33 protein-coding genes, 1 tRNA gene and 1 pseudogene are annotated in these 26,358 nt (G+C 47.1%); 21 read left to right on the forward strand and 14 right to left on the reverse strand.

Translation table 11 applies throughout. The features are described 5' to 3' along the window. The first annotated feature begins 92 nt into the window (after positions 1-92). Positions 93-260, forward strand: coding sequence for a ribosome modulation factor (gene rmf, locus M2374_RS02000; protein ID WP_003035871.1), 168 nt, complete (start codon positions 93-95; stop codon positions 258-260). 85 nt (positions 261-345) lie between these two features. Here rmf and fabA read toward each other — a convergent pair whose 3' ends face one another. Together fabA and M2374_RS02010 are read right to left on the reverse strand one after the other, a co-directional pair. After that, complete coding sequence (gene fabA, locus M2374_RS02005) at positions 346-864, reverse strand: bifunctional 3-hydroxydecanoyl-ACP dehydratase/trans-2-decenoyl-ACP isomerase (protein ID WP_003035875.1); 519 nt, start codon at positions 862-864, stop codon at positions 346-348. A gap of 68 nt (positions 865-932) precedes the next feature. Beyond that, positions 933-2,693, reverse strand: a complete 1,761-nt coding sequence (locus M2374_RS02010) for a Lon protease family protein (RefSeq protein ID WP_115258918.1) — start codon at positions 2,691-2,693, stop codon at positions 933-935. A 185-nt stretch (positions 2,694-2,878) separates the two neighbouring features. Here M2374_RS02010 and matP point away from each other — a divergent pair, with 185 nt between their 5' ends. Continuing rightward, the gene (gene matP / locus M2374_RS02015) at positions 2,879-3,331 is read left to right on the forward strand and encodes a macrodomain Ter protein MatP (RefSeq protein ID WP_096757641.1); all 453 of its coding nucleotides are present in this window, start codon (positions 2,879-2,881) and stop codon (positions 3,329-3,331) included. A 98-nt stretch (positions 3,332-3,429) separates the two neighbouring features. Here the strand turns inward: matP and ompA are convergent, their stop codons facing one another. Beyond that, positions 3,430-4,488: a porin OmpA gene (gene ompA / locus M2374_RS02020; protein ID WP_115259970.1), complete on the reverse strand. Its 1,059-nt coding sequence runs from the start codon at positions 4,486-4,488 to the stop codon at positions 3,430-3,432. Positions 4,489-4,843: 355 nt separating this feature from the next. Continuing rightward, positions 4,844-5,353, reverse strand: coding sequence for an SOS-induced cell division inhibitor SulA (gene sulA, locus M2374_RS02025; protein WP_181688310.1), 510 nt, complete (start codon positions 5,351-5,353; stop codon positions 4,844-4,846). 216 nt (positions 5,354-5,569) lie between these two features. Here sulA and M2374_RS02030 point away from each other — a divergent pair, with 216 nt between their 5' ends. Next, positions 5,570-6,184: a TfoX/Sxy family DNA transformation protein gene (locus M2374_RS02030; RefSeq protein ID WP_117341734.1), complete on the forward strand. Its 615-nt coding sequence runs from the start codon at positions 5,570-5,572 to the stop codon at positions 6,182-6,184. Here the strand turns inward: M2374_RS02030 and yccS are convergent. After that, entirely contained in the window at positions 6,162-8,315 is a 2,154-nt protein-coding gene (gene yccS / locus M2374_RS02035; protein ID WP_096759437.1) for a YccS family putative transporter, read from the reverse strand. The genes M2374_RS02030 and yccS overlap by 23 nt on opposite strands. 18 nt (positions 8,316-8,333) lie before the next feature. Next, positions 8,334-8,780, reverse strand: a complete 447-nt coding sequence (locus M2374_RS02040; RefSeq protein ID WP_096757638.1) for a YccF domain-containing protein — start codon at positions 8,778-8,780, stop codon at positions 8,334-8,336. A gap of 125 nt (positions 8,781-8,905) precedes the next feature. Between M2374_RS02040 and helD the strand changes: the two genes are divergently transcribed. Continuing rightward, on the forward strand, positions 8,906-10,960 hold the full coding sequence (helD, locus tag M2374_RS02045) for a DNA helicase IV (protein ID WP_181688309.1): 2,055 nt from the start codon (positions 8,906-8,908) through the stop codon (positions 10,958-10,960). A gap of 31 nt (positions 10,961-10,991) precedes the next feature. On the opposite strand, the gene mgsA is transcribed toward helD, so the two are convergent. Together mgsA and M2374_RS02055 are read right to left on the reverse strand one after the other, a co-directional pair. Next, positions 10,992-11,450: a methylglyoxal synthase gene (gene mgsA / locus M2374_RS02050; RefSeq protein WP_115258915.1), complete on the reverse strand. Its 459-nt coding sequence runs from the start codon at positions 11,448-11,450 to the stop codon at positions 10,992-10,994. Between the two features lie 93 nt (positions 11,451-11,543). Continuing rightward, a complete protein-coding gene (locus M2374_RS02055; RefSeq protein ID WP_096757635.1) occupies positions 11,544-12,206 on the reverse strand; it encodes a curli synthesis inhibitor in 663 nt (220 codons plus the stop codon). 172 nt (positions 12,207-12,378) lie between these two features. Here M2374_RS02055 and M2374_RS02060 point away from each other — a divergent pair, with 172 nt between their 5' ends. Next, positions 12,379-12,792, forward strand: a complete 414-nt coding sequence (locus M2374_RS02060) for a CoA-binding protein (RefSeq protein WP_096757634.1) — start codon at positions 12,379-12,381, stop codon at positions 12,790-12,792. 49 nt (positions 12,793-12,841) lie between these two features. Here the strand turns inward: M2374_RS02060 and hspQ are convergent, their stop codons facing one another. Then, entirely contained in the window at positions 12,842-13,159 is a 318-nt protein-coding gene (hspQ, locus tag M2374_RS02065; RefSeq protein ID WP_005123508.1) for a heat shock protein HspQ, read from the reverse strand. Positions 13,160-13,216: 57 nt separating this feature from the next. Beyond that, a complete protein-coding gene (gene rlmI, locus M2374_RS02070; RefSeq protein ID WP_096757633.1) occupies positions 13,217-14,407 on the reverse strand; it encodes a 23S rRNA (cytosine(1962)-C(5))-methyltransferase RlmI in 1,191 nt (396 codons plus the stop codon). A 94-nt stretch (positions 14,408-14,501) separates the two neighbouring features. On the opposite strand from rlmI, the gene yccX reads away from it, so the two are divergent. Further along, positions 14,502-14,783, forward strand: a complete 282-nt coding sequence (gene yccX / locus M2374_RS02075) for an acylphosphatase (protein ID WP_181625198.1) — start codon at positions 14,502-14,504, stop codon at positions 14,781-14,783. Here yccX and tusE read toward each other — a convergent pair. Both tusE and yccA read right to left on the reverse strand, forming a co-directional pair. Then, entirely contained in the window at positions 14,780-15,109 is a 330-nt protein-coding gene (gene tusE / locus M2374_RS02080) for a sulfurtransferase TusE (RefSeq protein ID WP_096757631.1), read from the reverse strand. The two genes, yccX and tusE, sit on opposite strands and share 4 nt — an antisense overlap. Positions 15,110-15,197: 88 nt before the next feature. Further along, positions 15,198-15,857, reverse strand: a complete 660-nt coding sequence (gene yccA / locus M2374_RS02085; RefSeq protein ID WP_096757630.1) for an FtsH protease modulator YccA — start codon at positions 15,855-15,857, stop codon at positions 15,198-15,200. A gap of 271 nt (positions 15,858-16,128) precedes the next feature. Between yccA and M2374_RS02090 the strand changes: the two genes are divergently transcribed. The 13 genes and pseudogenes from M2374_RS02090 to M2374_RS02150 form a co-directional block, all read left to right on the forward strand. Further along, entirely contained in the window at positions 16,129-17,757 is a 1,629-nt protein-coding gene (locus M2374_RS02090) for an ABC transporter substrate-binding protein (protein ID WP_181688308.1), read from the forward strand. Positions 17,758-17,900: 143 nt separating this feature from the next. Continuing rightward, a tRNA-Ser gene (locus tag M2374_RS02095) sits at positions 17,901-17,988 on the forward strand. Positions 17,989-18,325: 337 nt separating this feature from the next. Next, complete coding sequence (locus M2374_RS02100; RefSeq protein WP_137362393.1) at positions 18,326-19,171, forward strand: DUF6387 family protein; 846 nt, start codon at positions 18,326-18,328, stop codon at positions 19,169-19,171. Between the two features lie 169 nt (positions 19,172-19,340). Next, positions 19,341-19,553, forward strand: coding sequence for an AlpA family transcriptional regulator (locus M2374_RS02105; RefSeq protein ID WP_137362394.1), 213 nt, complete (start codon positions 19,341-19,343; stop codon positions 19,551-19,553). 19 nt (positions 19,554-19,572) lie between these two features. Continuing rightward, positions 19,573-19,890, forward strand: a complete 318-nt coding sequence (locus tag M2374_RS02110; RefSeq protein ID WP_137362395.1) for a hypothetical protein — start codon at positions 19,573-19,575, stop codon at positions 19,888-19,890. A gap of 85 nt (positions 19,891-19,975) precedes the next feature. Then, complete coding sequence (locus M2374_RS02115) at positions 19,976-20,272, forward strand: hypothetical protein (protein WP_137362396.1); 297 nt, start codon at positions 19,976-19,978, stop codon at positions 20,270-20,272. 50 nt (positions 20,273-20,322) lie between these two features. Next, a complete protein-coding gene (locus tag M2374_RS02120; RefSeq protein ID WP_137362397.1) occupies positions 20,323-20,559 on the forward strand; it encodes a hypothetical protein in 237 nt (78 codons plus the stop codon). Positions 20,560-20,613: 54 nt separating this feature from the next. After that, positions 20,614-20,979, forward strand: coding sequence for a hypothetical protein (locus M2374_RS02125; RefSeq protein WP_137362398.1), 366 nt, complete (start codon positions 20,614-20,616; stop codon positions 20,977-20,979). 61 nt (positions 20,980-21,040) lie between these two features. After that, the gene (locus M2374_RS02130) at positions 21,041-21,340 is read left to right on the forward strand and encodes a DNA-binding protein (protein WP_249354880.1); all 300 of its coding nucleotides are present in this window, start codon (positions 21,041-21,043) and stop codon (positions 21,338-21,340) included. A gap of 45 nt (positions 21,341-21,385) precedes the next feature. Then, positions 21,386-21,709, forward strand: a complete 324-nt coding sequence (locus M2374_RS02135) for an antibiotic biosynthesis monooxygenase (protein WP_137362399.1) — start codon at positions 21,386-21,388, stop codon at positions 21,707-21,709. Further along, positions 21,702-22,094, forward strand: a complete 393-nt coding sequence (locus M2374_RS02140; protein ID WP_137362400.1) for an amino acid-binding protein — start codon at positions 21,702-21,704, stop codon at positions 22,092-22,094. Before M2374_RS02135 ends, M2374_RS02140 begins: the two co-directional genes overlap by 8 nt. A 1-nt stretch (position 22,095) precedes the next feature. After that, complete coding sequence (locus M2374_RS02145; protein WP_137362401.1) at positions 22,096-22,797, forward strand: helix-turn-helix transcriptional regulator; 702 nt, start codon at positions 22,096-22,098, stop codon at positions 22,795-22,797. A 51-nt stretch (positions 22,798-22,848) separates the two neighbouring features. After that, positions 22,849-23,100 (forward strand): annotated as a pseudogene (locus M2374_RS02150) (GrpB family protein); the annotation flags it as partial. Position 23,101: 1 nt separating this feature from the next. On the opposite strand, the gene M2374_RS22305 reads toward M2374_RS02150, so the two are convergent. After that, positions 23,102-23,179 carry a DUF4756 family protein gene (locus M2374_RS22305; RefSeq protein WP_371414756.1) on the reverse strand — a complete coding sequence of 26 codons (78 nt, stop codon included), beginning with the start codon at positions 23,177-23,179 and terminating at the stop codon, positions 23,102-23,104. 144 nt (positions 23,180-23,323) lie between these two features. Further along, on the reverse strand, positions 23,324-24,058 hold the full coding sequence (locus M2374_RS02155) for a DNA-binding protein (protein WP_137362402.1): 735 nt from the start codon (positions 24,056-24,058) through the stop codon (positions 23,324-23,326). An 884-nt stretch (positions 24,059-24,942) separates the two neighbouring features. On the opposite strand from M2374_RS02155, the gene M2374_RS02160 reads away from it, so the two are divergent. Next, complete coding sequence (locus tag M2374_RS02160; RefSeq protein ID WP_004199736.1) at positions 24,943-25,275, forward strand: hypothetical protein; 333 nt, start codon at positions 24,943-24,945, stop codon at positions 25,273-25,275. Between the two features lie 505 nt (positions 25,276-25,780). After that, a complete protein-coding gene (locus M2374_RS02165; protein WP_137362403.1) occupies positions 25,781-26,347 on the forward strand; it encodes a hypothetical protein in 567 nt (188 codons plus the stop codon). The last annotated feature ends 11 nt before the right edge of the window (positions 26,348-26,358 follow it).

The raw sequence follows: 26,358 nt of genomic DNA on the forward strand, positions 1-26,358 counted from the left end.
TCTGATGTTTCGGGGTATTCGTTTAGTGTGATTGCACACTTAGTAATCACTGTTTTCTTTTCCACCAGACCCAAAGATGAGGGAAACGAGGCATGAAGAGACAAAAACGAGATCGCCTGGAACGGGCACATCAACGTGGATATCAGGCCGGCATCGCCGGACGCTCAAAAGAAATGTGTCCCTATCAGACGCTGAATCAAAGGTCATACTGGCTGGGAGGCTGGCGAGAAGCCATGGGGGATAGGGTGTTAATGGCCTGATTCTGTCTCTTTAGATAAAAGAAACCTCCGCATTGCGGAGGTTTCGCCTTTTGTAGCATCTTATCAGGCTAACAGATGTCCGCAATTAGAACGCAGACGTATCCTGGAAAAGGCCTACTTTCAGATCGTTCGCCGTGTAGATCAGACGACCATCAACCAGCACTTCACCATCTGCCAGGCCCATGATCAGGCGGCGGTTAACGATACGTTTGAAGTGAATGCGGTAAGTGACTTTCTTCGCGGTCGGCAGAACCTGACCGGTGAATTTCACTTCACCCACGCCCAGTGCACGGCCTTTACCTTCACCACCGAGCCAGCCGAGATAGAATCCAACCAGCTGCCACATGGCATCCAGACCCAGGCAGCCTGGCATCACCGGATCGCCAATAAAATGGCAACCGAAGAACCACAGGTCCGGGTTGATATCCAGTTCAGCTTCAACATAACCTTTGTCAAAGTTGCCACCGGTTTCAGTCATCTTGATGACACGGTCCATCATCAGCATGCTTGGTGCAGGCAGTTGTGGGCCTTTTGCGCCAAACAGCTCACCGCGACCAGAGGCAAGAAGGTCTTCTTTTGTATAGGATTCGCGTTTATCTACCATGTTCTCTGTAAGCCTTATCTTATTGAAGCACGCAGGATAGCTAACACGTGTACGCTGAACAAGTCCGATCAGTTCGGAATAATCCAGTTCAGCCAACGCAGCGGCCATGGAAAACGGTGACGACCTTCCTGTTGCGTTGCCGCAGCAATACGCTCCTGGATAGTTTGCATCAACGTTGTTTGGCCTTCGCCATCCCACACCAAATTTAACAACAGTGGCAACGCATCGGTCACGTCATCCACCGCCCAAATAGTGAACTTTTCTTCTTCAACGGCCTGTAACAGGGCTGGCGGTAGGCTCAGGTGCCTGACGTTGGCTGAAGGGATAATCACGCCCTGCGTACCGGTTAATTCACGCTGCTGGCAGATAGTGAAGAAACCTTCAATTTTCTCGTTCAGGCCACCGACAGGTTGCGCCCGGCCAAACTGATCAACAGAACCGGTAATCGCGATGCTTTGATTGACAGGAACATCGGCAAGGGCGCTAATTAATGCGCACAGTTCAGCCATGGATGCGCTGTCTCCATCTACTTCGCTGTAGGATTGCTCGAAGGTTAGCGAGGCAGAGAAGGGGATTTGCTGTTCGAGCTGCAGTTCCGACATCAGGAACGCCTGCATGATCATCATACCCTTGGCATGAATATTTCCGCCCAGTTCGGCTTTACGCTCAACATCGGTAAATTCGCCATCGCCAATATGCACAACGCAGCTGATACGAGAAGGTTCACCAAACGCGCGAGGATGCCCTGGAAACTCAATCACCGACAGCGCGTTTATTTGTCCAATTTGCTCGCCTTCCGTCTCGATAAGGATCTGCTCTTGCAGGATCTCATCCTGCATGCGTTCGGCCAGGAAACCTTCCCGCCATTCGCGTTGCGCCAGCATCAGACCCAGCTGTTCTGCGCTGCAGGTTTCGCCTTCACAAAGGGGGGCCACTTCCTTGAACTGGCGGATGATCCACAGCGGATTAAGCGGTAATGTCGCCTGATCGCCGGTATAACGAACGGCCTCACGCACCAGCGTTTGCCAGGCGTCAGGGGCGGGATAGGGAAGATTGTTGCGTATGGCGGTATGCGTGACCCACTGACACCACTGGGTCATGGTTTCAGCATCCACTATCTGCAGATTATCTTCAAACTCGCTGTAAATTGCCTGTTCAGCTAATTCTGGTTCCATTTCCTGGAAATCGGCCAGCGACTCACGCTCACCGACTAACACCACTTTCAGTTTCAGCGGCATAGACGGTACGGAGACAGGAAGTGGACGAGATTCGTCGAAAGCTACCCAGTCAAAGCGCTCGTGGCTGACAATGGCTTTCAGGCGCATCCACAGCAGGGGTTGAGCCAATAGGGTGCGTAATGAGATAACCAGCACGCCCCCGTTTGCCTGATGCACCAGTCCCGGTTGCAGCGTAATTTCACCATTGAACTGACGCAAACAGCCAAACAGTTGTTCGGCTTCAACCCAGTCAGCATTGACTACCTGAGTTAAGGTCGCAAAATTGTCTTCTGCGTGCTGTGCTGCACGGTAACGGATAGTGTGCCCAGAGATGTCGTAATGACCTCCGGTTAAGCTTCCGGCATCCGTATGTAATGAGCGCGCAGCCGTGGCGATAAGATTGAGATACTCAAGCTCTTCCGGCGCTTTCACCAGCATAAAGGAGGACGTCGCCCATTGCTGAAGCAGTTGCTCAAGCGCAAATTGTAAGCGTGGTTGAGTATCACTGAGTAAGGTATCGGTTTCGTCAGTGACGTGCGGCTGTGCAAATATTTCCTGATAACTGTCAGTATCAGGAACCAGATCACGCCATGCAAGTTTCGTAATGGTCAAAGTTGATGTTTTTTAGTCTGTTGTAAAAAACGAGATTATACCGTAACCGTCAGCACTGCACACGTGGAATGCACCGCTAAACGGGGATGATGACGCGCGACAGTTCACAGGCTGGATATTCTTTTCTTCAGATGCCCAAAAAGCTGATATTCTGATAAGAGTTACACGGTAACATTGAGATCGCAATGAAATATCAACAACTTGAAAATCTTGAAAGCGGCTGGAAATGGAAGTATCTGGTGAAAAAGCATCGTGAAGGGGAGTTGATTACCCGTTACGTGGAAGCCAGCGCTGCCGAAGAAGCCGTTGATTTATTGCTAACCCTCGAAAATGAACCGGTTCGGGTGAATACCTGGATTGAAGAACACATGAATGCTGCGCTGCAAAATCGTATGAAGCAAACCATACGCGCGAGGCGTAAGCGGCACTTTAATGCAGAGCATCAGCATACGCGTAAGAAATCTATCGATCTGGAGTTCATGGTTTGGCAGCGCTTAGCAGGGCTTGCGCAGCGGCGTGGAAAAACGCTTTCTGAAACCATCGTGCAGCTGATTGAAGACGCTGAGCATAAAGAGAAGTACGCGAACAAAATGTCCACATTGAAGCAGGATTTACAAGCGCTGCTGGGAAAAGAATAGCCTGATGTCGGCTTCGGTGTGCTGAGCACCCACGTTTTTATGGTGAACCACAGGTGAAAAAAAACCCCGCATCGCGGGGTTTTTTATTAGACGAGAACTTAAGCCTGAGGCTGAGTTACAACGTCTTTGATGCCTTTAACTTCGATCTCAACACGACGATCCGGAGCCAGGCAGTCGATCAGTGCAGCGCGAGCTTTCACGTTGTCACAGGTGTTGCCAGTAACTGGGTTAGATTCGCCCATGCCACGTGCAGAGATTTTGTCAGAAGGAATACCTTTAGAGATCAGGTAATCAACAACGGACTGAGCACGTTTCTCAGACAGGCTCTGGTTGTAAGCGTCAGAACCGATACGGTCAGTGAAGCCCAGAACCACAACGGAACCATCTTTCGGATCCAGGTTGCTCAGCTGGCTGTACATCTGATCCAGAGCCTGCTGGCCTTCTGGTTTCAGAGTCGCTTTGTTGAAGTTGAACAGAACGTCAGACTTCAGAGTGAAGTGCTTGGTCTGTACTTCTGGAGCCGGAGCCGGAGCTACAACTACTGGAGCTGCTTCTTCCTGCTGGCCGAAACGGTAAGAAACACCAACGCTCAACAGGCCGTTATCCGGACGACCACCAACGGTGTTCGCGTCACCGATGTTGTTGGTCCACTGGTATTCCAGACGGGTAGCGATTTCAGGAGTAATTGCATACTCTACGCCGCCAGCGAATACTGGGGATACGCCAGTGTCGTGGTCTTTAAAGCCTTCGTTGTTTTTAGCGTCAGCACGCCAAACCATACCACCCAGACGGGTATAAACGTCCAGATCGTCAGTGATTGGGTAACCCAGTTTAGCGGTCAGTTGAACGCCCTGAGCTTTGAAAGCGCCGTTTTGATGAGTGCCGTCGGTGTAGCCTTTGTACGGCATACGACCTAACCAGTCGTAACCCATTTCAAAACCAACGTACGGGTTAACCTGATAACCACCGAACGCACCAGCACCCAGTTGGCTTTCGTGGGTAGGACCGGCGTTGTTGATCTGGTTGTTGCCTACGTCATGGAACTGAGACCAGCCCATTTTAGCACCAGCATACCAGGTGTTATCTTTCGGAGCGGCCTGCGCCACGGTAGCGAAACCAGCCAGTGCCACTGCAATTGCGATAGCTGTCTTTTTCATTTTTTGCGCCTCGTTATCATCCAAAATTCGCCATGACTATCTCCAGAGAGATAACACGGTTAAATCCTTCACCCGGGGATCAGTTCAATAGTTACTCTACCGATATCTGCGGCTTAAGCCGAGCACCCCTGGCGATGTAAAGTCTACAACGTAGTTGAAAACTTACAAGTGTGAACTCTGTCAGGCATATGAAAAAAAAAGGCTTGTATACACAATATTTAACATTTATGGCTGATTAATTGAACTCAAAACTTCTCTAAAACCGCTTCTGACAGGCGTTCACACAAAATATGCGTTATATCTCAATGGCAGATTGAGGTATGAAAAAAAATTCCAGGATTAATCCTAATTTTACTTAATGATACAAATTCGAGTGAATTTTTAGCCCGGAATGCTGTCTCCCCGCAAGTGCCTGAGCGCGAACAGGACGCATAATAAATCCCATTGCGTTCCCTTCATCTGCAGCTTTCACCAGTTCTGCATGTTCATCTTCTGTTAATTCTTCAGTCAGCCAGCCGATAACCACGCTGTAATTGCCGGTGCGCAGCGCGCGAACCATCGATTCTAACGTGTGGCAGGGAGAGAGTTGACTAATTTGCATAACTTTCGTTAATGGAAGCCCCGCTGATTGCACCCATTCACGGCTCAGCTTTTGTTGTGGCGTAAGCCAGAGCTGCCAGCGTGATTGCTGTCCTAACTGCTGAAGCAAGGGTAATAGCAGTAATTGCGTCATCATGGGCTGGTCCTCGCGATAGACCACTTCACTGATAAGCCCGGCAGTCGCATTTTCTGAAGAAACGCGCGCACTATTGCTTGATGTTGAAGAGAACGACGAAGAACGATTTGCGTAGCATGAAGTGTACATAATCAATCCAGCCCTGTGAGTTACTGTATGGATATACAGTAACCCTGCTATCACTAAAGATCAACCTTATTTTCGGAAACAGACTCGCAATTTTGAGCCGTCGTGGCGGGAAATATAAAATTCATCTTGCCCCTTGGGGCTAAGTTGCCTATCGTCGTCATTAACGGATCTGTTACTGGAAATCATTCCATTATCTTATGATTTAAAAGGACTTTTATGAAAAACCTCTCTTATGCCAGGATCTATAAATCACAAGAATATTTGGCCTCTTTAGGTACAATTAGCTACCGCTCTTTATTTGGCAGTTATAGCCTGACGGTGGGCGATACGGTCTTTGCAATGGTTGCCGACGGTGAGTTATACCTGCGGGCCTGTGAGCAAAGCGTACAGTACTGTGTCAAACATTCCCCGGTCTGGTTGACGTTTATGAAGCGGGGACGTCCCGTGATACTCAACTATTATCAAGTTAATGATGCGCTGTGGCGAAACCATCCGCAGTTGGTGTCTTTATCACGATATTCGCTGGATGCCGCAGTAAAAGAAAAGCAGACGCGTGTTTCGCAACACCGGTTACGGGAACTGCCGAACATTTCCTTTCATCTGGAGACCCTACTGAGTGAAGCCGGGATTAACGATGAGAGTACATTACGCACCCTGGGTGCTCAAATGTGTTGGCTAAAGCTTTTGCAAATTAACCCATCGCTGACAGTGAAAATTCTTTATGCGCTTGAGGGTGCAATCAGTGGGATACATGAAGCTGCACTCCCGACGGTTCGCCGCCGGGAGTTGGTTGAGTGGGTGAGTTCACTTAAGCCTGAACCGGGTTACTAATGGGTAATGCCGCGATTTGTTGCTGTAACCGACTGATTTCTGGTAACAGCGCAATCAATAATCCAACCTGTTGTACGACCAGCGGTTCTTTGGTGTCCTGGCTCGGTTCAAGATGTTGAATCCGTTGTTTAAGACTTTCCAGAGCCTGGTATACGCGCTGCTCGTCAGCGGGTTGATGATGAAGCGCATCATCAACATAGCAGACCGCGTCGTCCAGTAATGCCAGGACTTCCGGGTTAGTCAGCTGTTCCCGGTGAGCGCCGAGAGCGGAAATATAGCTGGTGAAGGTATGGTTGAGGCACAGCAAACGGAATGCCATTTCGCGCGTTTGGGCTGTAACATCTGGTTCACTCGACATGTTCGACACCACGGAAGCAAGCTCCGCATCACGGTTATGTGCATCACGGCGGGCAATTCGGTATGCCAGACGGTTATCACGGCCCTGATGATATTGCTCAAGGATAGCGTCCAGATAGCGGCAGTTAGCATCCGTTGCTCGTTCGATGACCCGCGGTAAATTACGAAAACGCCAGTCTGGCCAAATAAAACTGACGGCAGCCCAGGCAATCGCACAGCCGATCAGCGTATCGATGACTCGCGGCAGTGCGACCTCGAACCCTTCTCCCAGCAGGTTAAAGCATAATAATACCAGCAGGGTGATAAATATGGTCGCATGGGCATACTGTACGTTGCGAAAGGCGAAAAAGAGCACGCCGGTAATCACCAACAGGATGAGCTGCCCTTCCAGAGAGGGGACGAACCACAAAATGGGTAAACCAATCGCTATTCCGACTAAGGTACCAATAATTCTCAGGGCCAGGCGATGTCGGGTGGCGTTGTAGTTTGGCTGACAGACAAACAGACTGGTTAGCAGGATCCAGTATCCATGGTTCATACCGGTTATCTGGATGATGGCGTATCCGACACAGAGCACCAACGACATGCGGATAGCATGGCGAAATAGGGCTGACTCGGGGGTGAAGTTACGGCTCAGACGCAACCAGATATCGCTGAACCCATGTGGGCTGTCATCGGCAAGCTGATTTTCGGACTCATTGCGCGAAATGACCTGCGCCTGCTCGGACTCAATTGTTGCCAATTGCGCGTCGATAGCACGCAGGTTAGCGAGCAAAAATCCCAATGTTTTAAGCAAGTCTGCAGGCGCACCGTTAACACGCATGCGCTCAAGTGCGGCATCGATATGGGTGAAAACGCGCTCAAAATGTGGGTCATGTTGGTAGGGTGTGCGCAATAAAATACAGCGTGACAGCTGCATACAGGCTTGCCCCTGCATAGACATCAGGCGCTGGAAGCGAAACATCACGTCGCTGTGACGGAAGTGATCGCGTAGCGTTTGGTATTGAATATGCGAAGAGCTTGCGCGTTCGTGTATATCCTGCGCCACAAAATAGTAGTGTAACGTGCGACGTGTTCCCCGTTGCCCACGGTCACCGCGCAGGCGGGTTAGCAACGACACTTTGGTTTGGTTTAGCGTCGCCATCAGTTGCCCATTGGCCAGCGCTAAATCGTAGAGCGGTGCCTGGCTTTCATCTTCAATGTCGGGATCAAACAGACGGGATTTCAGCTCCAGATAGTGCGCTAACTGCTCATAGCTGCGCGCCAAATTATCCTGCAATGGACGGATTGGGAACAGGAGATGTCCGGTCAATGTCAGCAGGTTGTACCAGATAGCCCCGGCGAGCAGTAGTATCGGCTGCTGATACCACTGATCGTACAGTGACGTGCCCAGCATGGTGTAAATAGCGATAAGCAATGCGCCGAAGGCGATCGTCGCATAGCGCTGGCCTAATCCGCCAAGCAGAATAAAGCCGCTGGTTGAAAGCGTTAATCCAATGGCAAACAGCCACGGCCATGGGAAGAGAAGCTCGACGGACGCTGAGGCAATAAAAAAACAGATCAGCGTAATGATCAAATTGCGCAAGCGACCAGCTAGACGATCGTCGAGGTCGGTTAACGCGGCGGCCACCATGCCCAGCGTCAGCGGGATAGTCAGCTTGACGTCGCCCAGCCACCAGGGCAGCGCGGTGGTGCCACAAAGTGCAATAAAAATTCGCACGTAGTACAGCCAGGTGCTGTTCCAGGTATAGCGTTTGAGCAGAGGACTTAACATAAAGGCCATCAGTCCTGGTTATTCAAAGCGGCGACGCGCATTGGCTTCACGTGCTGCGCGGGCAGTTTCTACCGAGACCACGCGCCGACCGACGGGCCAGAGTGCAATTGCGGCGATCTTAAAGTTAGCAATCCCCACCGGAATACCAATAATCGTGATGCACTGGGCAATACCGGAGACAATATGCATCAGGCACAGCCACCAGCCGAAGAAAATCAGCCAAAAAATATTCAGTAATGTTCCGCCGGTGTTCAGAAGAACATTTTTACCTGCCGGGTTGAGTTCATCAACATGAATGGCTTCGTTGCCATAGGGAAACAGAGAAAGGCGCGTTATCTCCCAGCATGAGCGGGTTAATGGCAGGGTAAAAATAAGCACGATACTGACCAGCGTTGCCAGTAACCAGGCTAAGGTGGTGGCGAACCCCCCGAGCACAAAATTTAAAATATTCAGAACTGTACGCATAAACTCTCGGTTAACTCTGGTTTTTGGTGAATTCGGCAATTGTAACGTTTTTTTGGGCTGGAGCACGTTTTCTCTGGCGGTTACACTGATAAGTAAACCTCTTCGTGTGGATCCGCTTAAGCCTTATGGAACTGAAAGCTACTTCTATTGGAAAACGTCTGGCGCAACACCCGTACGATCGGGCCGTTATTCTTAATGCCGGGATTAAAGTTTCCGGCGATCGTCACGAGTATCTTATTCCATTCAATCAATTACTGGCTATTCATTGCAAACGGGGTCTCGTATGGGGGGAACTCGAATTTGTGCTCCCGGGCGATAAGGTTGTGCGACTGCATGGGACGGAATGGGCAGAAACTCAGCGTTTTCATCGCCATCTCAACATGCTTTGGCAGCAGTGGAGCCAGGAAATGAGCGAGGTCGCCGCCACGGTTTTGCAGGAGCAGCTCGAGACGATTGCGGCCCGTACCCATGAAAATAAATGGCTGACACGCAACCAAACGGCAGGCCTGCAACAGCAAATCCGTCGCGCTTTCGCGGCGCTGCCGTTGCCGGTTGAAAGGCTGGAGGAGTTTGACAACTGTCGCGAGGCAATACGCCAGTGTCAGGCATGGTTGCAGGATATTGAAGCCTGCCGGTTGCAGCATAATCAAGCCTATACCGACGCAATGCTGACAGAGCACGCCGAGTTCTTCCAGCAGATTGAATCTTCGCCGCTGAATCCGGCTCAGGCCCGGGCGGTGGTTAACGGTGAGCAATCGTTACTCGTGCTTGCGGGCGCGGGAAGTGGCAAAACATCTGTGCTGGTGGCACGTGCAGGTTGGCTACTGGCAAAGGGAGACGCGGTGGCCGAACAAATTCTGCTTCTGGCGTTTGGTCGCAAAGCGGCCGAGGAAATGGATGAGCGGATTCGTGAGCGACTGCATACAGAAGACATCACCGCCCGGACGTTCCACTCGCTGGCGCTGCACATCATTCAGCAGGGTAGTAAAAAGGTCCCAACGGTAAGCAAGCTTGAAAACGATACCCCCGCGCGCCATAAACTTTTTATTACCGCCTGGCGTCAGCAGTGTAGTGAGAAAAAGGCGCAGGCCAAAGGCTGGCGGCAATGGTTAGAAGAAGAGATGCAGTGGTCAGTACCTGAAGGTAATTTTTGGGATGATGAAAAACAGCAGCGTCGCCTGGCCCCGAGGCTGGATCGTTGGGTTAGCCTGATGCGTATGCACGGGGGGGGGCAAGCGGAAATGATTGCCAATGCGCCGGAGGACATTCGCGATCTATTCAGTAAACGTATCAAGCTCATGGCGCCGTTGCTTAAGGCATGGAAGAGCGCCCTGAAAGAAGAAAACGCCGTTGATTTTTCCGGGCTAATTCATCAGGCCATCGTCATTCTGCAAAAGGGGCGTTTTATCAGCCCGTGGAAACATATTCTGGTTGATGAGTTTCAGGACATTTCCCCCCAGCGCGCAGCGTTGCTGGCTGCGTTGCGACAGCAAAACTCACAGACCACCTTGTTTGCTGTAGGAGACGATTGGCAGGCTATTTATCGCTTTAGTGGCGCACAGCTTTCGTTAACTACTGCCTTCCATCACACCTTTGGCGAGGGCGATCGCTGCGATTTGGATACCACTTACCGCTTCAATAGCCGTATTGGAGAGGTAGCCAACGGTTTTATTCAGCAAAACCCGAATCAGCTTGCAAAACCGCTTAACAGCCTGACGGTTGGTGACAAAAAAGCGGTGACGCTGTTGGATGAAAGCCAGCTGGATGCGCTGCTGGATAAGCTGTCTGGTTTTGCGAAAGCCGAGGAGCGAATTCTGGTACTGGCGCGCTATCATCATCTGAAACCTGCCAGCCTGGAGAAGGCGGCGACCCGTTGGCCCAAGCTACAGCTTGAGTTTATGACTATCCATGCCAGTAAAGGGCAGCAGGCGGATTACGTCATTATTGTCGGGCTTCATGACGGTAATGATGGTTTCCCGGCACCAGCCCGCGAGTCAATTATGGAGGAGGCGCTGCTGCCGGCGGTAGAAGATTTTCCTGATGCAGAAGAGAGACGCTTGCTTTACGTGGCGCTTACGCGTGCACGGCATCGGGTATGGCTGCTGTTTAATAAAGACGCGCCGTCGTGTTTTGTCGATGAGCTTAAACAGCGGGATGTGCCAGTTAGCCGTAAACCTTGAAAGCAGGCGGCGACAGCCGCCTGTCAGGCTATTATTTGAGGCGCTCAGCCAGGTAGCGAGCGTAATCGGGGATCAGGATCTCCGTCTCGTCGCTGAAATTCGGCGACTGGATAATAAAGTCGGCCGTCGACACGTTGGTCGCTACCGGAATATTCCACACCGTTGCCAGGCGCAGAAGGGCTTTGACATCAGGATCGTGAGGCACGGCATTGAGCGGATCCCAAAAGAAGATCAGCACATCAATTTTCCCTTCAGAGATCAGCGCTCCCACCTGCTGGTCGCCGCCCATCGGGCCGCTTAGCATAGCGTTAACGTCCATACCGGTCGCGCGCTGGATTAAATTACCCGTTGTGCCTGTCGCATAGAGAACGTGTTGCTCCAGCAGTGGCTGGTGGCGTTCAACCCAGTTCATCAACATCTTTTTACAGTGATCGTGTGCAACCAGCGCAATATGCTTGCGCGCTGGCAATGTGCGAGTCGTCAATTCCATAGTACCGCTCCCAAGTTAACCTTGCTACAGAGTACTGGAAGCACTTGACGCTGCAAGAGAAAGACAAAAAAAATGCGTACGTGGACATAAATGTCATGAGGGGGGCTGCTTCTCTGCCCATTGCAGGAAGTTACTTCGCGTTTGCGCGTCGGCCTGCTGAAACCAATATTTTAACCTCTGCTCGGTGAGCGCTTGCGATTGAGGCGGCACCCGATCCAGTTCAGAAACCCCGGAGAGTAACGAACTGTCATCGGCCATCATGGTGGCAAATTGTGGTAATGAAGCATGCTTAGCCGCTTTGTTGTAGCGTTCGGTCTCCAGTTCATAATCAACGGTCTTTGCGGTGGATGTGATGGTCATTACATCCAGCTTGACCGGAATCGGCATGGCGTCACCATCCAACAGTTCTACGCGCGGGGTTTCATCGAAATGTGCCGCGTCACGCTCATTGCCCAAACGCGGAAGATGAAAATTAACCTGACTGACTAATTGGGTATCGAAGCTGATGACCAACGGGGGAGAGATATACAGCCGTTCTTCATGGCTGGACAAGCGAATGGTTTTCTCGACGCGAAAAACCAGCTGATGCCGACCATTTTCCAGCTCAATGCTTTCGGCACCGCGTAACAATGAGCTGGAGACTTTTTTTCCGTCCAGTACCAGCAGGTCAATGTCGCTTGACAGACGCAGTGAGGTCGCATAAACGGATACCGGCAAACACAGGGCAATCAAGGCTGTCACAATGCCGGCTCTCATAGGGTTCTCCTGTCCAGAAAATACCTGAGTAAGATGTATCAAAAGTTTTCGACAATCATGTTTACTAACATATAGACATAATTTCCAGTTTAGCTCTCATGCGCTGGTATGGGATGAATGGTTGCAACGTCAGGTTTGTCGTACACTTTGCAAAACAGCCTGGAGGAAGATGATGAAAGAGACCGATATTGCTGGCATTTTGACATCCACCCGCACGATTGCTTTGGTAGGGGCAAGCGATAAACCCGACCGCCCCAGCTATCGCGTGATGAAATATTTGCTCGATCAGGGCTATCACGTTATTCCTGTTTCCCCCAAGGTTGCCGGGAAAACGTTACTGGGACAGCAAGGGTATGCGACGCTGGCGGATGTGCCGGAGAAGGTGGATATGGTGGATGTCTTCCGTAATTCAGAAGCGGCCTGGGGTGTTGCGCAGGAGGCGATTGCCATCGGGGCAAAGACATTATGGATGCAGTTGGGCGTGATCAATGAGCCGGCGGCGGTGCTGGCGCGTGATGCGGGTCTGGCTGTGGTGATGGATCGCTGCCCGGCTATCGAGATCCCGAGACTGGGGCTGGCGAAATAAGAATGAGCAGTTGCCGGATGAGTTTATCGTCATCCGGCAACGGCTAAAGTCAGTTGCGCAGGCGTGGAGCCTGAAGCTGTTTACGGATGGTCCGTGCCAGTTCATCCATCGATGGTTGCTCTGGATGTTCTTCCTGTAGCTCACTGCTCAACTGTGCTTCCGCCAGATACGTATGCACTGGCAGGCCATTATCGTCTTCCATCACCACGTGATACCAGGGAGCGGCGCGAAGTTCGTCGTTAACCGCCAACTCATCAGGTGACGGGTCATCAAGCGAATATTCCGGGTCGATATCCACGACCACTCCGAGGTAACCTAACAGGGAATGGCGGACCTGCTGGCCGATACCGAATTTGCTGGCAATCATAGTCACCTCCCGGGAAATAGATACCCTCTATGTAAGGGCAATATTCCACTTTTCAAGTTACATGATGCGACAGGCAAACCCTTTCAGATACAGCCCTTCCGGGTAGGTAGCGATCACCGGATGATCGGCGGCCTGACGGAACTGCTCTATAAATTGTACATCACGACCCGCATCTAATGCGGCATCAGCGATGATTTTCTGAAATAAATCGGTCGTCATCAGTCCGGAGCACGAGAACGTCAGCAGTACACCGCCAGGATTCAGTAGCTGGATAGCCAGCATATTGATGTCCTTATAGCCACGACAGGCGCCCATTAGCTGGCTTTTGTTTTCCACAAACTTCGGCGGATCCATCACGATGACATCAAACTTCTCACCGCGATCGCGATAGGCGCGCAGCAGTTTAAAGACGTCATCGCGCACAAATTCAGCTTTGCTCAGATCCAGCTTATTCAGTTCGACGTTTTGTCTGGCGATGTCGAGCGCTTCCTGCGAGGTATCAACGCTGACGACCTGGCTGCATCCGCCCATCAGCGCAGACACCGCGAAACCGCCGGTATAGGAGAAACAGTTCAGGACACGTTTGTCTTGTACATAACGACGCGTGGCCAGACGGCTGTCACGCTGATCCAGATAGTAACCTGTCTTATGACCGTGCTGAATATCGACCAACAGCTTCATGCCGTGTTCTTCAATCGGCAGCAGGGCCGGAGGCAGTTCGCCCGTGACGGGCCCCTGGGTCAGCTCCATACCTTCTTTTTTGCGCACTGCAACATCGCTGCGATCATAAATGGCGCATTCAGGGAACACCGTTTGCAGGGCGCTAATCAGCGCGGCACGCTGATATTCAGCCCCGGCGCTGAGCAGTTGCAGGACGAGGAAACGGCCAAAACGGTCAATGGTGATACCCGGCAGGCCATCGGATTCTCCGGCGATCAGACGGTAGCTGTCCAGGCCGTCTTTCTTCGCCAGCCAGTCGCGCCACGTCTTTGCTTGCTGCAAACGGCGGGTGAAGAAGTCAATATCAATGGATTCGGACTTGTCGAATGTCCAGACGCGTGCACGGATCTGCGACGCCGGTGACCAGGCTCCGCGTGCTAACCATTTACCCTGATGGTCAACAATATCGATGGTTTCACCCAGGCTGGCTTTACCTTCCATACGGGCGACGGCACCAGAAAATACCCACGGATGGCGGCGAAGTAATGATTTTTCGCGCCCTTTGGCTAACACTAAACGTACACTCATAATTTGCTATTCTGTCGATTCAAAGAAATGGGCGCCATTGTCCTGAGTTTTTCGAGGATTTGCAACGCGCAACGCGATGATAAGGAGAACAGTAATGTCTAAAGTCTGCATCATTGCCTGGGTTCACGGCCGGGTACAGGGCGTGGGTTTTCGCTACACCACTCAGCATGAAGCACAACGGTTGGGATTAACCGGATACGCAAAGAACATGGATGACGGTAGCGTAGAGATTGTCGCCTGCGGCGAAAGCGACCATGTGGAACAACTGATGAGGTGGTTAAAGGCTGGGGGCCCGCGTAGCGCCAGGGTAGACAGAATTCTCAGCGAACCCCACCGTCCTGGCGATGATTTAAAGGGATTTAGTATCCGCTATTAAATACATTTTACCGGTTTAGGCAGGCCCGCGATTTTGGTTGCCTGTTTAGCCGGACCTTTCGGAAACAGACGGTAAAGATAACGGCTGTTACCTTTGTCTTCGCCAAACTTGTTGGCCATCGCTTTTACCAGCATGCGGATTGCCGGAGACGTATTAAACTCCAGATAAAACTCGCGTACAAAGCGCACCACTTCCCAATGCTCGGGCGTCAGGGTAATACCTTCGTTTTCGGCAATGGCAGCGGCCAGCGGCTCACTCCACTCGGTCGTGTCTTTTAAATAGCCTTCGCTGTCGGTACTTATTTCTCTACCTTCAAAGATCAACATAATCCTTCACTGCGTTAGTCAAACTGGCGGCAGTTTAGCAAAAAAGAAAGCCCCGCATAAGCGGGGCTGGATAATGCGAGTTGACAACTTAGTCGCGGCTGGCGAAGCCCAGAATGCTCAGCAGGCTGACGAAGATGTTGTACAGCGACACATACAGGCTGACCGTTGCACGGATGTAGTTGGTTTCACCGCCACGGATGATATTGCTGGTTTCGAACAGGATAGCGCCTGAAGAAATCAGAATAAACACCGCGCTGATAGCCAGATGCAGAGCCGGCAGCTGGAGGAAAATATTGGCAACCATACCAATCAGCACCACCACGATACCCGCCATCAGCATACCGCCGAGGAAGGACATGTCTTTACGGGTGGTCAGCACGTAGGCAGAACAGCTGAAGAAGACCAGCGCGGTACCGCCCAGCGCCATACCGATGACATCACCCATGCCCGCAGACAAGTAGGCATTCAGCATCGGTCCCAGAATGTAGCCCAGGAAGCCGGTGAAGGCGAAAGCTGACAGAATACCGACCGGCTTATCTGCCGTTTTATAGGTCAGGAACATCAGGCCATACATACCTACCAGCGTCAGGATAAGACCCGGGGATGGCAGCATCAGCACGGTGCTAGCCGTTGCGGTGATGGCAGAAAACGCCAGCGTCAGGCTCAGCAGAAAATAGGTATTACGCAGCACTTTGTGCGTGCTGAGTAGCGATGTACGGTCGCGCGATGAACTAATAATACGATCCATGAGTCACTCTCTTATGACAGATGTAATTAATGACGGAGGATAATGAAATCGCGGGTAATGACACAGCGGTTTTACCCATCTTTACGCATTTTAACCCGCCAGACTTAAGCATTTTATTTCAGCAAAAGTGCCTGAATCAGATGTTACCACTTAATGTTTGAAAATGTCAGATCGATATCTGATAGGTAACTGAAAAATATTGCGTTATCCCCTACATCCCTTTAAGAGTGACTGCGGTGTCATCATAAAACAGAACAATAAGGTGCAGGGAATGACTCAACAAAAATCGAAGGTATTTACGTTTTCGCTGTTGACCGCCTGTTTGATATCGATAAACGGTGCGGTATGGGCTGCCAATGTTCCTGCAGGAACAACATTGGCCGAAAAACAGGAACTGGTGAGAAATAACGGGAGTGAACCTGCATCGTTGGATCCGCATAAAGTTGAAAGCAACGTTGAATTTACTTTAATCAGCGATATGTTCGACGGTCTGGTTGCCGTCAGTCAGGATGGGGCTATCGAGCCTCGACTGGCGGCATCCTGGGAGAATAAAGATAACACCATCTGGACCTTTCATTTACGACCGGGTATTACCTGGTCTGATGGCTCTGCCATTACCGCACAGGATGTTGTCTGGAGCTGGCAGCGTCTGGTTTCACCGCAAACAGCTTCACCGTATGCCTCTTACCCTGGCAACATGCATATTGCCAACGCTGTCGATATCGCACAGGGGAAAAAAGATCCCGCCACGCTGGGTGTAAAAGCACTGAATGATACCACGCTGGAAATTATCCTGACGCGACCGACGGCGGCGTTTCTGGCTATGCTGGCGCACCCGTCACTGGTACCGCTGGATAAGGTACTGATTGGCCGTTATGGCGACAAGTGGACCCGACCAGAGCATTTTGTCAGCAGTGGACCGTACGAACTGTCGCAGTGGGTGGTGAATGAGCGAATTGTCGCGGTGCGCAATACGCACTACTGGGATAACGCGCACACGGTCATTGATAAAGTCACTTATCTGCCTATTAGCTCAGAAGCGGCAGATGTTAACCGCTACAAGGCCGGTGAAATCGATATTGTTTTGAGCGTGCCGGTGAATCAGTTTGCCCAGTTGAAAAAAACAATGGGTAATGAGCTTCACGTCTCACCGTTGTTATCAACCTATTACTACCAGTTTAATACGACCCGGGCGCCGTTTAACGACTCGCGCGTGCGTCGGGCGCTGAATATGGCGCTGGATAAAGACATCATTGCCCAAAAGGTGATGGGGCAGGGGCAGCGGGAAGCCTGGGTTATCAGCCAGCCTGAAATTGGCGGGGTGACGTTATCCGCGCCAGAATACGCGTCGTGGCCGCGGGATAAACGTATTGCGGAAGCGAAAAAACTACTGGCAGAAGCCGGTTTTGGCCCTGAACATCCGCTTTCATTAAATTTGCTCTACAACACGTTCGAAACGCATCAGCGGATTGCGATTGCGGCATCGTCGATGTGGAAGAAAAATTTGGGTGTCGAGGTGACGCTGCAAAACCAGGAGTGGAAAACGATGCTGGACACCATGCACACCGGTAATTTTGACGTGGTGCGCTATGCGTGGATCGCTGATTACGATGATGCTTCAAGCTTCCTGAATATTTTCCGTACCGGCGATAGTGAGAACACGACCCAGTACAGCAACCCTGCCTATGATGAAGCGATGAGTCATGCGGCGAGAGCAGATTCAGTGGAGGAACGTGGCAAGTATTATCAGCAGGCGGAAGCGCTTTTGGCTGAGGATGTGCCAGCCATTCCGATTTATCACTATGTTCGCGCACATCTGGTGAAGCCGTGGGTAGGGGGATTTGCGCCGGATAACCGGGGCTATTACTACACCAAAGATATGTTCATCAAAAAACACTAAGTGGTAGAAGAGCATATTTGTGCTGAATAAACGTTCAATCTGTTGTTATTTCAGTCGATTAACAACATTTTGACTGTTTTTCAGGCAAACGAACACATTGGTGCTTTACAGGTCCGTTCGGGATGTTTATAGTGCGCCTCATTGGAAGCGTGGCCGAGCGGTTGAAGGCACCGGTCTTGAAAACCGGCGACCCGAAAGGGTTCTAGAGTTCGAATCTCTACGCTTCCGCCAATTTCTTAACAAAATCAATAGCTTAGTTGTTAGTTCTGATTTTGTACTGCATAAAGTATTGCATTAAAAGCCCGTGTAAACGGGCTTTTTTTGTATCTAAAATCCCTGTTTTTCATCAAAAAACTTATCCAGTCTTCATCCCTTCCTATACAACTAAATCCTTTAAAAGCAGTAATCCGAGAGCAGGAAGCCTCTGGAAATTTAGTAATCGATGGATGATTTCACACCAATCTTAAGAACCTACCAGCAATAAGCTCAGCTGAACTACGCCATTACTGGACAACCTATTGTTCTGTCAGTTAAAACAACTAAAAATGGTAAAATGGACAGCACAGCAATGAAACGAAGCGAACTCAGGAAAGTATTGGAAGAATGGTTTGACGTTGAACGATATGAAGCGATAAAGAAACTCACCCTACAGCAATTTTATGTTGAGGTTGAGCGGCGTATCTTGGCCTACAAGATGTTGCTGAGAAGGGATACGTTACCGCCTTTGAACAGATTCTTATTGGATGATTACCGCTATAAGATCCTAAGAGGAGAAATTTTGTTTAGCGGCGACACATCCACGCAGGGACATGGGCTTGCCAGAACCTATGCAGTGGTCCCCGTAACCCGGAGCAACGCACAATTATATGCGAAAAGTTTAACACTGATTGGAACACATCCTGAAACATCCCAGATAAGTCAGTCTGAATACATGTCGGAGTATCTGAAGGAATCTGGGATCAAAAGTCTGTCCTCAATTACCGTCGATATCTTCCTGCAAGAGGCTTCAACCGAAGACATCATCGAACACCTGAAGGTGCTCATACCCCAATGGAAAAAACAGCTAAAAATGAACGATCCGGGTGTTCGGAAGTATCGTTTTGGCAAAAGCACGTTGAGAAAAATCATCGACTATCGACTCATCCCGATGATGGATCTCATTTTTTGGGGAGCAGATAATAATGACACCAAAATCTCACTTTCACTGATGTCATCGCTTCTGCATGAGAACAGCGAGAAGGATAGGGATGAGGGAATGCTTAAGGTGACTGACTATCCGCTGGCAATGGCGTTGCTGACAGACGAGAACTATCTGAAATCGTTTGAAGATTACATGATGGAAAACAATGTCTTAAAAGACACAAAGATTGTAGATCACGTCAAAGACGAGAAGAAGACGAAAGAAGACAAGTAAAAAAGGGTTACGTTCGCCGTGAGCGAACGTGATCACATCCATCCTCAACCATTTTTTTTCTGTTCACATACCCCCATTTTTTTTGAAAAACTCTTTTGCCAACATCCCTAAAACGCCATAAGCGAATTCGCTATTATTGTCCTCGTTGAAACAACAGAGGAAAAAACAAATGAGAAATGAAATCGCAGGTAAAAGATTAATCCGTGTTCCAGAAGTTCTGAGAAGAGTCGGATTTAGTCGAACCACAATGTATGAGCTTATCAAGGAAGGACGATTCCCGGATAAGGTAATCATAGGGGCAAGATCTGTAGCCTTTGTGGACAGTGAGATTGATGCATGGATTGAAAATACTATTTCCGATTCACGCAGAAATAATAAATAACATAAAATAGGAAGCGAAAATGAAAGTTCAAAAAATAGAAATAAATGTTAGTAATGATGATACGAAATACTTTGTTCTGAAAAGTGGCGAAGACTATGACTACTATTTACGATGTATGCATGAGTATATGGGGGAAAGATTCTATCATAACCTTGAAGACGATGGTTATATGGAAGGTGTTTTAAAATCAATAATAGAGAACGGTAAGAAAGATTTTAATGAGTTCTTGAAAAAATATAAATATAAAGCATCGATTAAAAAAGTATATTTTGATGAAGTGCTTGTCAACCTGAGGCAGATACATCATGTGATGAGTCACTATATTTTACATACATAATCGCTGTCGTCATCTATTCGGCCCCGCAAGGGGCTAATATAAAACGAAATGAATAAAATAAGCATTTAATTATGAGGGTATAAGTATGTCTAAAGAAACTGTTATTGAAAATAAATCAACAGAACTGTTTTATGATCTTGCTTGTAGATCGTTTACAGCAAGCTGGAATCTGTTCATGGAAGTGAATGGTGATGGAGATGCCAATGACTATCTGGATGATCCGGATTTTATGAGTCCATTTATTATTTATGTGATTGACCATATTCAGAATAACTTTGAGAGATTTACCACACAAGAAGGAAACTGCGGTGATATTCATGAGGTTAACTTTGAACAAGTCGCAGCTCTGCTGGTAGGGTATTCAGAAAACTTTAGAAAGTAAGAACTAATCTTGCCCCGGAAGGGGCCAACTATAAACAAAAGGAAAAACAGATGAAGAATGATATGACAGTAATCGTAAGTATGTTATGTGAAAAAAAACCTGAAGTGATGAGTCTTATCCAAGAAAGCTTGGATATATTTATCGCATTAAGAGGTAGCTCTGTCGAAGAAATCATGAATGATAAGACCTTGTTAGATGATTTAAATCGTTATGTAAATGAGACACTGTATGATGAGATGGATCTGGAATATGGTTCTGTAATCATCAAGATAGTATCTAATAAATAGTATTAATACCTTCTCGATATTTATCTAATATTTAACTTAATAAAAGGAATCAGTATGAAAGAGATTATTTTAAATGAAAGTAATAAAATGGTAGTGAATCTTATCTCAAATGTATTACAGGGATATTGCGAAACGATTTATAGCATCTCTGAAAAACAGCCTGAAACAGCCATGAATATTTTAACAGGGGAAATGTTATCAGAGATACTTTATGATGTTTTGATTACCTGTGAAGTTGAAGATTATGTTAAAAGAGGACGAGGCAAAGATGTATCTGAGATCAATATAGATGAGTTAAAGGAAACGATTTTATACTGGCATAAAGAGCATGTCATTGAGCTTGTATTGAAAAACATAAAACCGGATGATGCAGATGAGCATATTTACTGGAAGTTAAAAATGACTGTGAATCAGTATTGAAAATGGCAATATTCCCTCGTGCAGAGGGAAATAATCCTGTAATGAAACGGAGATAACCAATATGATTGATGAATTCCATGTTATGTATATGTATAAAAAAATCCAAGCTGAAGCTGCTACTACCGACATCAAAACACTGGAACAGCTTTTGAAGAAGTTCCGCAAAGTTGTTGCGGAGCGTCGGGAAGAATACTATCAGGAGATTGGTGAGAAGAAAGCACAAAATTTGAGGGCTAAGAGATTACAACAGTTGCTTGAGAAAATGGTGCGTGACCGTGTATCGCCGGAGGATCTTTATCACTGCCACAGGTGTTATCGACGACATCCATATTTCGCCCTCCATCGAAGTGTTCAGCGCTGAAAACGGTACAATCATACCCGTGTCTAATACATAGAGGGTAGGAATGTGATCGCAGTGCTTTTTGAAGCAGATGTTATTCCCATACAACAAGAGCGTTATCTCCAGCTCGCTGCTGAATTGAAACCGCTATTAGCCGATATTGATGGTTTTATTTCTATCGAGCGTTTCCAAAGTCTGACAACAGCGGGAAACATACTGTCATTGTCTTGGTGGCGGGATGAAGAAGCAGTATTGCTATGGAAACAAAACGTTTTGCATAAGGCGGCTCAGGCTGAAGGGCGTCAATCTATCTTCTCTTTTTATCGCATCCGTATTGCCCATGTGCTCAGAGACTATTCATCAGAAACAAGAGGTCAGGCCGATGTATGACATCCATGTTGTTTTAAATAATGCGCCGGGCGAACTGGCGGCACTGGGGACAGTATTGGGTCAAAATGGTATTGGCCTTGAAGGTGGTGGCGTATTTACTGTCGGAGACAAAGCACATGCACATTTTCTTGTTGAGAAGGGGGATGAGGCTAAAGTTGTGCTTGAAAAAGCAGGATTTCAGGTTGAAAGTGTATGCAGGCCACTGATCCGCAAACTTAAGCAAGAGCGACCCGGCGAGTTAGGAGAGATAGCAGCAGCGCTGGCTGAGAAGGGAATTAACATCCTGTGCCAATATAGCGACCATGCAAACCACCTGATCCTTGTGACTGATAATGATATGGTTGCCAGCAAAGCAACCGAGAAATGGGCTGTTGTGCCTGAGTAAAATGTTAAAACACGCCAATTCAACAGACAGCAGTGATGCTCTGGAACATTCAATGGCGGCCTTAGCTGCTGCCATGTCCGATCCGTCCCGTATAAAAATGCTTTGCGCCTTGATGGATGGACGAGCATGGACAGCGACAGAGTTAGGGGCGGTCGCTGATATCGCGGCGTCAACTGCCAGTGCACATCTTTCCCGGTTGGTTGGCGAGGGGCTGATTACCTGCCTTTCGCAGGGACGTCATCGTTATTACCGTCTGGCTGGAACAGACATTGCCGGGCTGATTGAAAATCTGATGGGCGTATCATGGCGCTCAACGTCATCAGCTAAAATCAGCACACCTTCCTCATTACGTGTTTCCCGGACATGTTATGACCATTTAGCTGGTGAGATCGCAGTGCATATCTATGATTTCATGGTTGCTGAAGGTTGGGTTACGTCAGATGGCTCGTCAATGACGCCATCAGGACAAGAACAGTTCCGGGAATTAGGTATCATGTCCAAGCCAAAGACACGACGTAAAACGTGCTGTGGCTGCCTTGACTGGAGTGAACGGCGATTTCATCTTGGTGGTGAGGCCGGTGCTGTCTTTTTTGCGCATTGTGAACAAAAAGGATGGTTAACCAGAATACCGGGGTTTAGAGAAGTAACTATTACCAACAGTGGTAAGCTGGCATTTAAAAAATTATTCGGGCTGTATAAATAATTGATATAACGCGATAACTGTAAGATAGCAGGGAAAGGAGAATGTATAAATATGCGGCAATTAACGATTGTTCCTTATGATGAACTGTAGCCCTGTTTATTTGAAGCTGAAAGCGTGCTATTAAAGATAACGCTTGGTCAGGTTATTTCACGGATTCACCATGTGGGCAGTACGGCGGTACCGGGATTGGCAGCAAAACCCGTCATCGACATATTGTTAGAGGTCGTTGATTTGAATGCACTGGACGAATTAAACGCTGCAATGGAGGATACGGGGTATACTGTACGTGGTGAGAATGGTATTTTTATGGATGATTTTTGAGTTCTTCAACTGTATTAAAATATGCTAATAAATCACTGTTGTCTAATTGTACTTTTCTCATATATACCTCGTTAATAAATAGTGGATATATTTATATGTTAAGGTATATAGAGAAGGTGTCAAATTAATGAGGGGGTAAATATTTTATTTCTGCTTTCATAGTATAAAAGTATTAAGGATGTTTATTACTTATTATTGTCCTGTTTTAGGATGCAGCTTTTAAATAGTTATCAATATCAGCCACGTCTTTTCTTGCTTCCTCATTTTCTTTTGTTCTTTTATATATTTTTCTTGGTTTATCGATCTGGATACTGTTTTTAGCATTAGGAACAGCATTATTCTTTTTCTTTTTACTAAAAACAAAAGCATCTGTGTAGATCTCTTTATTTTCAGTTTCCAAAGATAAGTTTCGTCTTTCTTTCTGTGAAAGATCTGCATAATACTCTGGATATTGTTCAATATCAGCATGGAGGCTTTTAGCATTACTCAAATGCTCTTTACGTTTCTCATCAAGTTGATGACTCATACCCTTGGCAAAAATATTCGAGTTGATATACAGGTGTCCATGATGTTCAACAAGAATACCTTTTTGTTTCAGCTTTTTGAATATGTTTGACATATTACCGGATGCGATATTCAACGCTTTACAGAGTGATGACTGTGAGAGGTTGATTAGGTTTCCAAACTCCATGTGTTCTAAGATATAAGTCAACACGCGGAATTCATTCTTAGATATATCCAGATCAGAAAAAACACGAAAGTTGGAAGTAAAAGCAAAAACATAAGGCTGTGCAAATGAGATCGCTTTATCTTCTTCTGTTGCAATGACTGTCGTTGATTTTATATCTTTGTTCTGCAGCAAGTGTTTTGCGATATCAATCTTTTGCTCAGTGGTTAATGTTTCAAATAAGCGGAGTAGTTCAGTGTCATTAGTATTCATATTATTCTCTCTTATAGTTTTTATTATGCCTATTTTAATACTATGCAGAAAAATGAAAGTCAATAGTTAAACTATAAATAAAATAGAACTTTTATTATTATGATGTTGTTATATGTTAAAAAAACTATGTTTAAACATAGATTTCGCTATGTTTAAACATAGGGCGGTTCTATGTTTAAACATAGGTATCCGCTATGTTTAAACATAGGAAAAAAAGGTGTGAAGCCTTGGTTTTATTGGGCTGGGACAGTGCTTATAATTAAATAATTAGTAAGAAGTTAAGAGAGTCTAGTTTTCCTTTTATCTTATGTGCAGAGAGTTTTACGTAAAAACATGTGGTTTTCTTGGGATGTATTTTCAGCGAAGTGATTGTTTCGTACAATCACGCAGCGCTGCTGATGTTTCAGGAATACTGCAATTGTTTTACCTTTATTTTATTGGCGGCTGTCGCCGTAATTCATTATGGATAAATCCATCATTAACAGGGATGAACCCTGTTTCAGCAATGTGATTGTCTTGAACAATCACTAAGTGCTGCTTCTATGAATATAGATTTCCTATGCGTTTAAGAGCAAATGCTATATGTTTTAGTGCTAATACTGTTATGAAATATAGGATCATATATATCTTATTATGATTAAAAGAACAAAAATTGATCATTTTAGGTTTTCCCTCAAACATAGCAAATACCATTGTCAAATCGTTAAATATATTTTACAGCGTCAGGGCGTAGCCGTGCGTCAGCACATGAGCTTTAGCTCATAAGATCAATATCATTTCAAAAGAATAATAAAAAACAGGTAAATAGTTTATTAACAATAGTTAAATTTGATTTTTACCAATTTAAAATGGTATTAAATAATAAAAAAGAAGGAAAATAAAGGATGAACAACATTAAGATTATTACGCTCTTTCATACAAATAAAAAAATACCATTTATGACTTGTATTGTTAAAGATGTTGAAGAAAATGAACAAGGAATAAAACTCACTTTGCAAAATGGTGATAATATCCATGTCAAAGATTATGACTATTTCTTCTTATCCGAATCAGCAAATGAGTGTGATCAGGAACGAATGATTAATACATACAGAAGATTGATTTCTGAACTGAGCCAAGTTAGCGAAGAAACAATAGAGTCCTTAGTTCCGAAGATATCGAATAATATGAAAACCAATTTCCCGGCAAGCGGTGTGAGTGCTTTGGAAGATGATTGAAAAATCTGAATGGTAGCTTCCATTCCATATGAAACAGCATATTAAAACATGCGTTGCATACAGGTTTTTACAACACTATATCTGAAGATAGCTACGTTACCTGAGATCTAACAATCCCTGTCTGCGTAATGGTCGACAGGGTGTCACCTGTTCCGACCTATACCTTTCTATCTCCATCCATGTGCAAACAGCTACTGACATGGCTCTTCGTGCACATTACACCACTTATTTATCGGTATAAAAGATCAATAAATTATATTTGATAGATTTTAACTATCAAATAAGCGTCAATTGATCGGTGTATCAATTGCCTATATCGATCGATTATAAATATACGATAGTTTTAATCTATCAAATGATTTGAATTCGATCGATACAAACGATATGACGAACAGAAAAATAAATTGAATCCTATCAATTGATTAATGCTTCTTTACAGCCCAGAGAGACCAACCTATGGGTAGGGCTGTCTTTGACATAAAGTTTCCACACATTGGGGATAGATATGAAATTACGGATAGTGATGCCACTGGTTCTGTCTGCTGCCGCACTGACAGGATGCCAACAGCTCAACGAAGGTGTGAATAAGGTTAATGGAGCAATCAGCTCGTCGTTGTCTTCAGTAGGTAAAGCGCTGGGGGGAACTGCCACCCCTCAAAGTCTTGGCCCGGTATCATCTGTTTCTGGTCTTGGTGCTGTTTGTAAAGACTATGAAGAAAATGCAATGGCAGCAGAAAAGAAATGGACTGGCAAAAGGATCGCTATCACCAATGCCACTGTTCTGGAAGTTACGAAGGGCAGAAGTGCCAGCGATATGATGACGGGAATGCCCAAATCAGCCCCTAACTATTACCTTTTATTTAAAACCTCTGATACGAGCTACTGCGGCGGGATGGTCTGGCTGGACTACTACTCTGGTATTGATGATGCCGTTCTTACTTACAAGAAAGGCCAGAAAGTCAGCGTCACCGGAACGGTAAACAATTTCGAAGTCCGTGGGTTCGCTACCGTCAACAACGCAGATATGCCAGTTCGTCTGGTTGTTCTGAGAAGCGGAACTATCAACAAATAAATCTGGGATAA

The sequence above is a fragment of the Citrobacter sp. JUb117 genome (assembly GCF_024809055.1).
GTDB lineage: Bacteria > Pseudomonadota > Gammaproteobacteria > Enterobacterales > Enterobacteriaceae > Citrobacter > Citrobacter gillenii.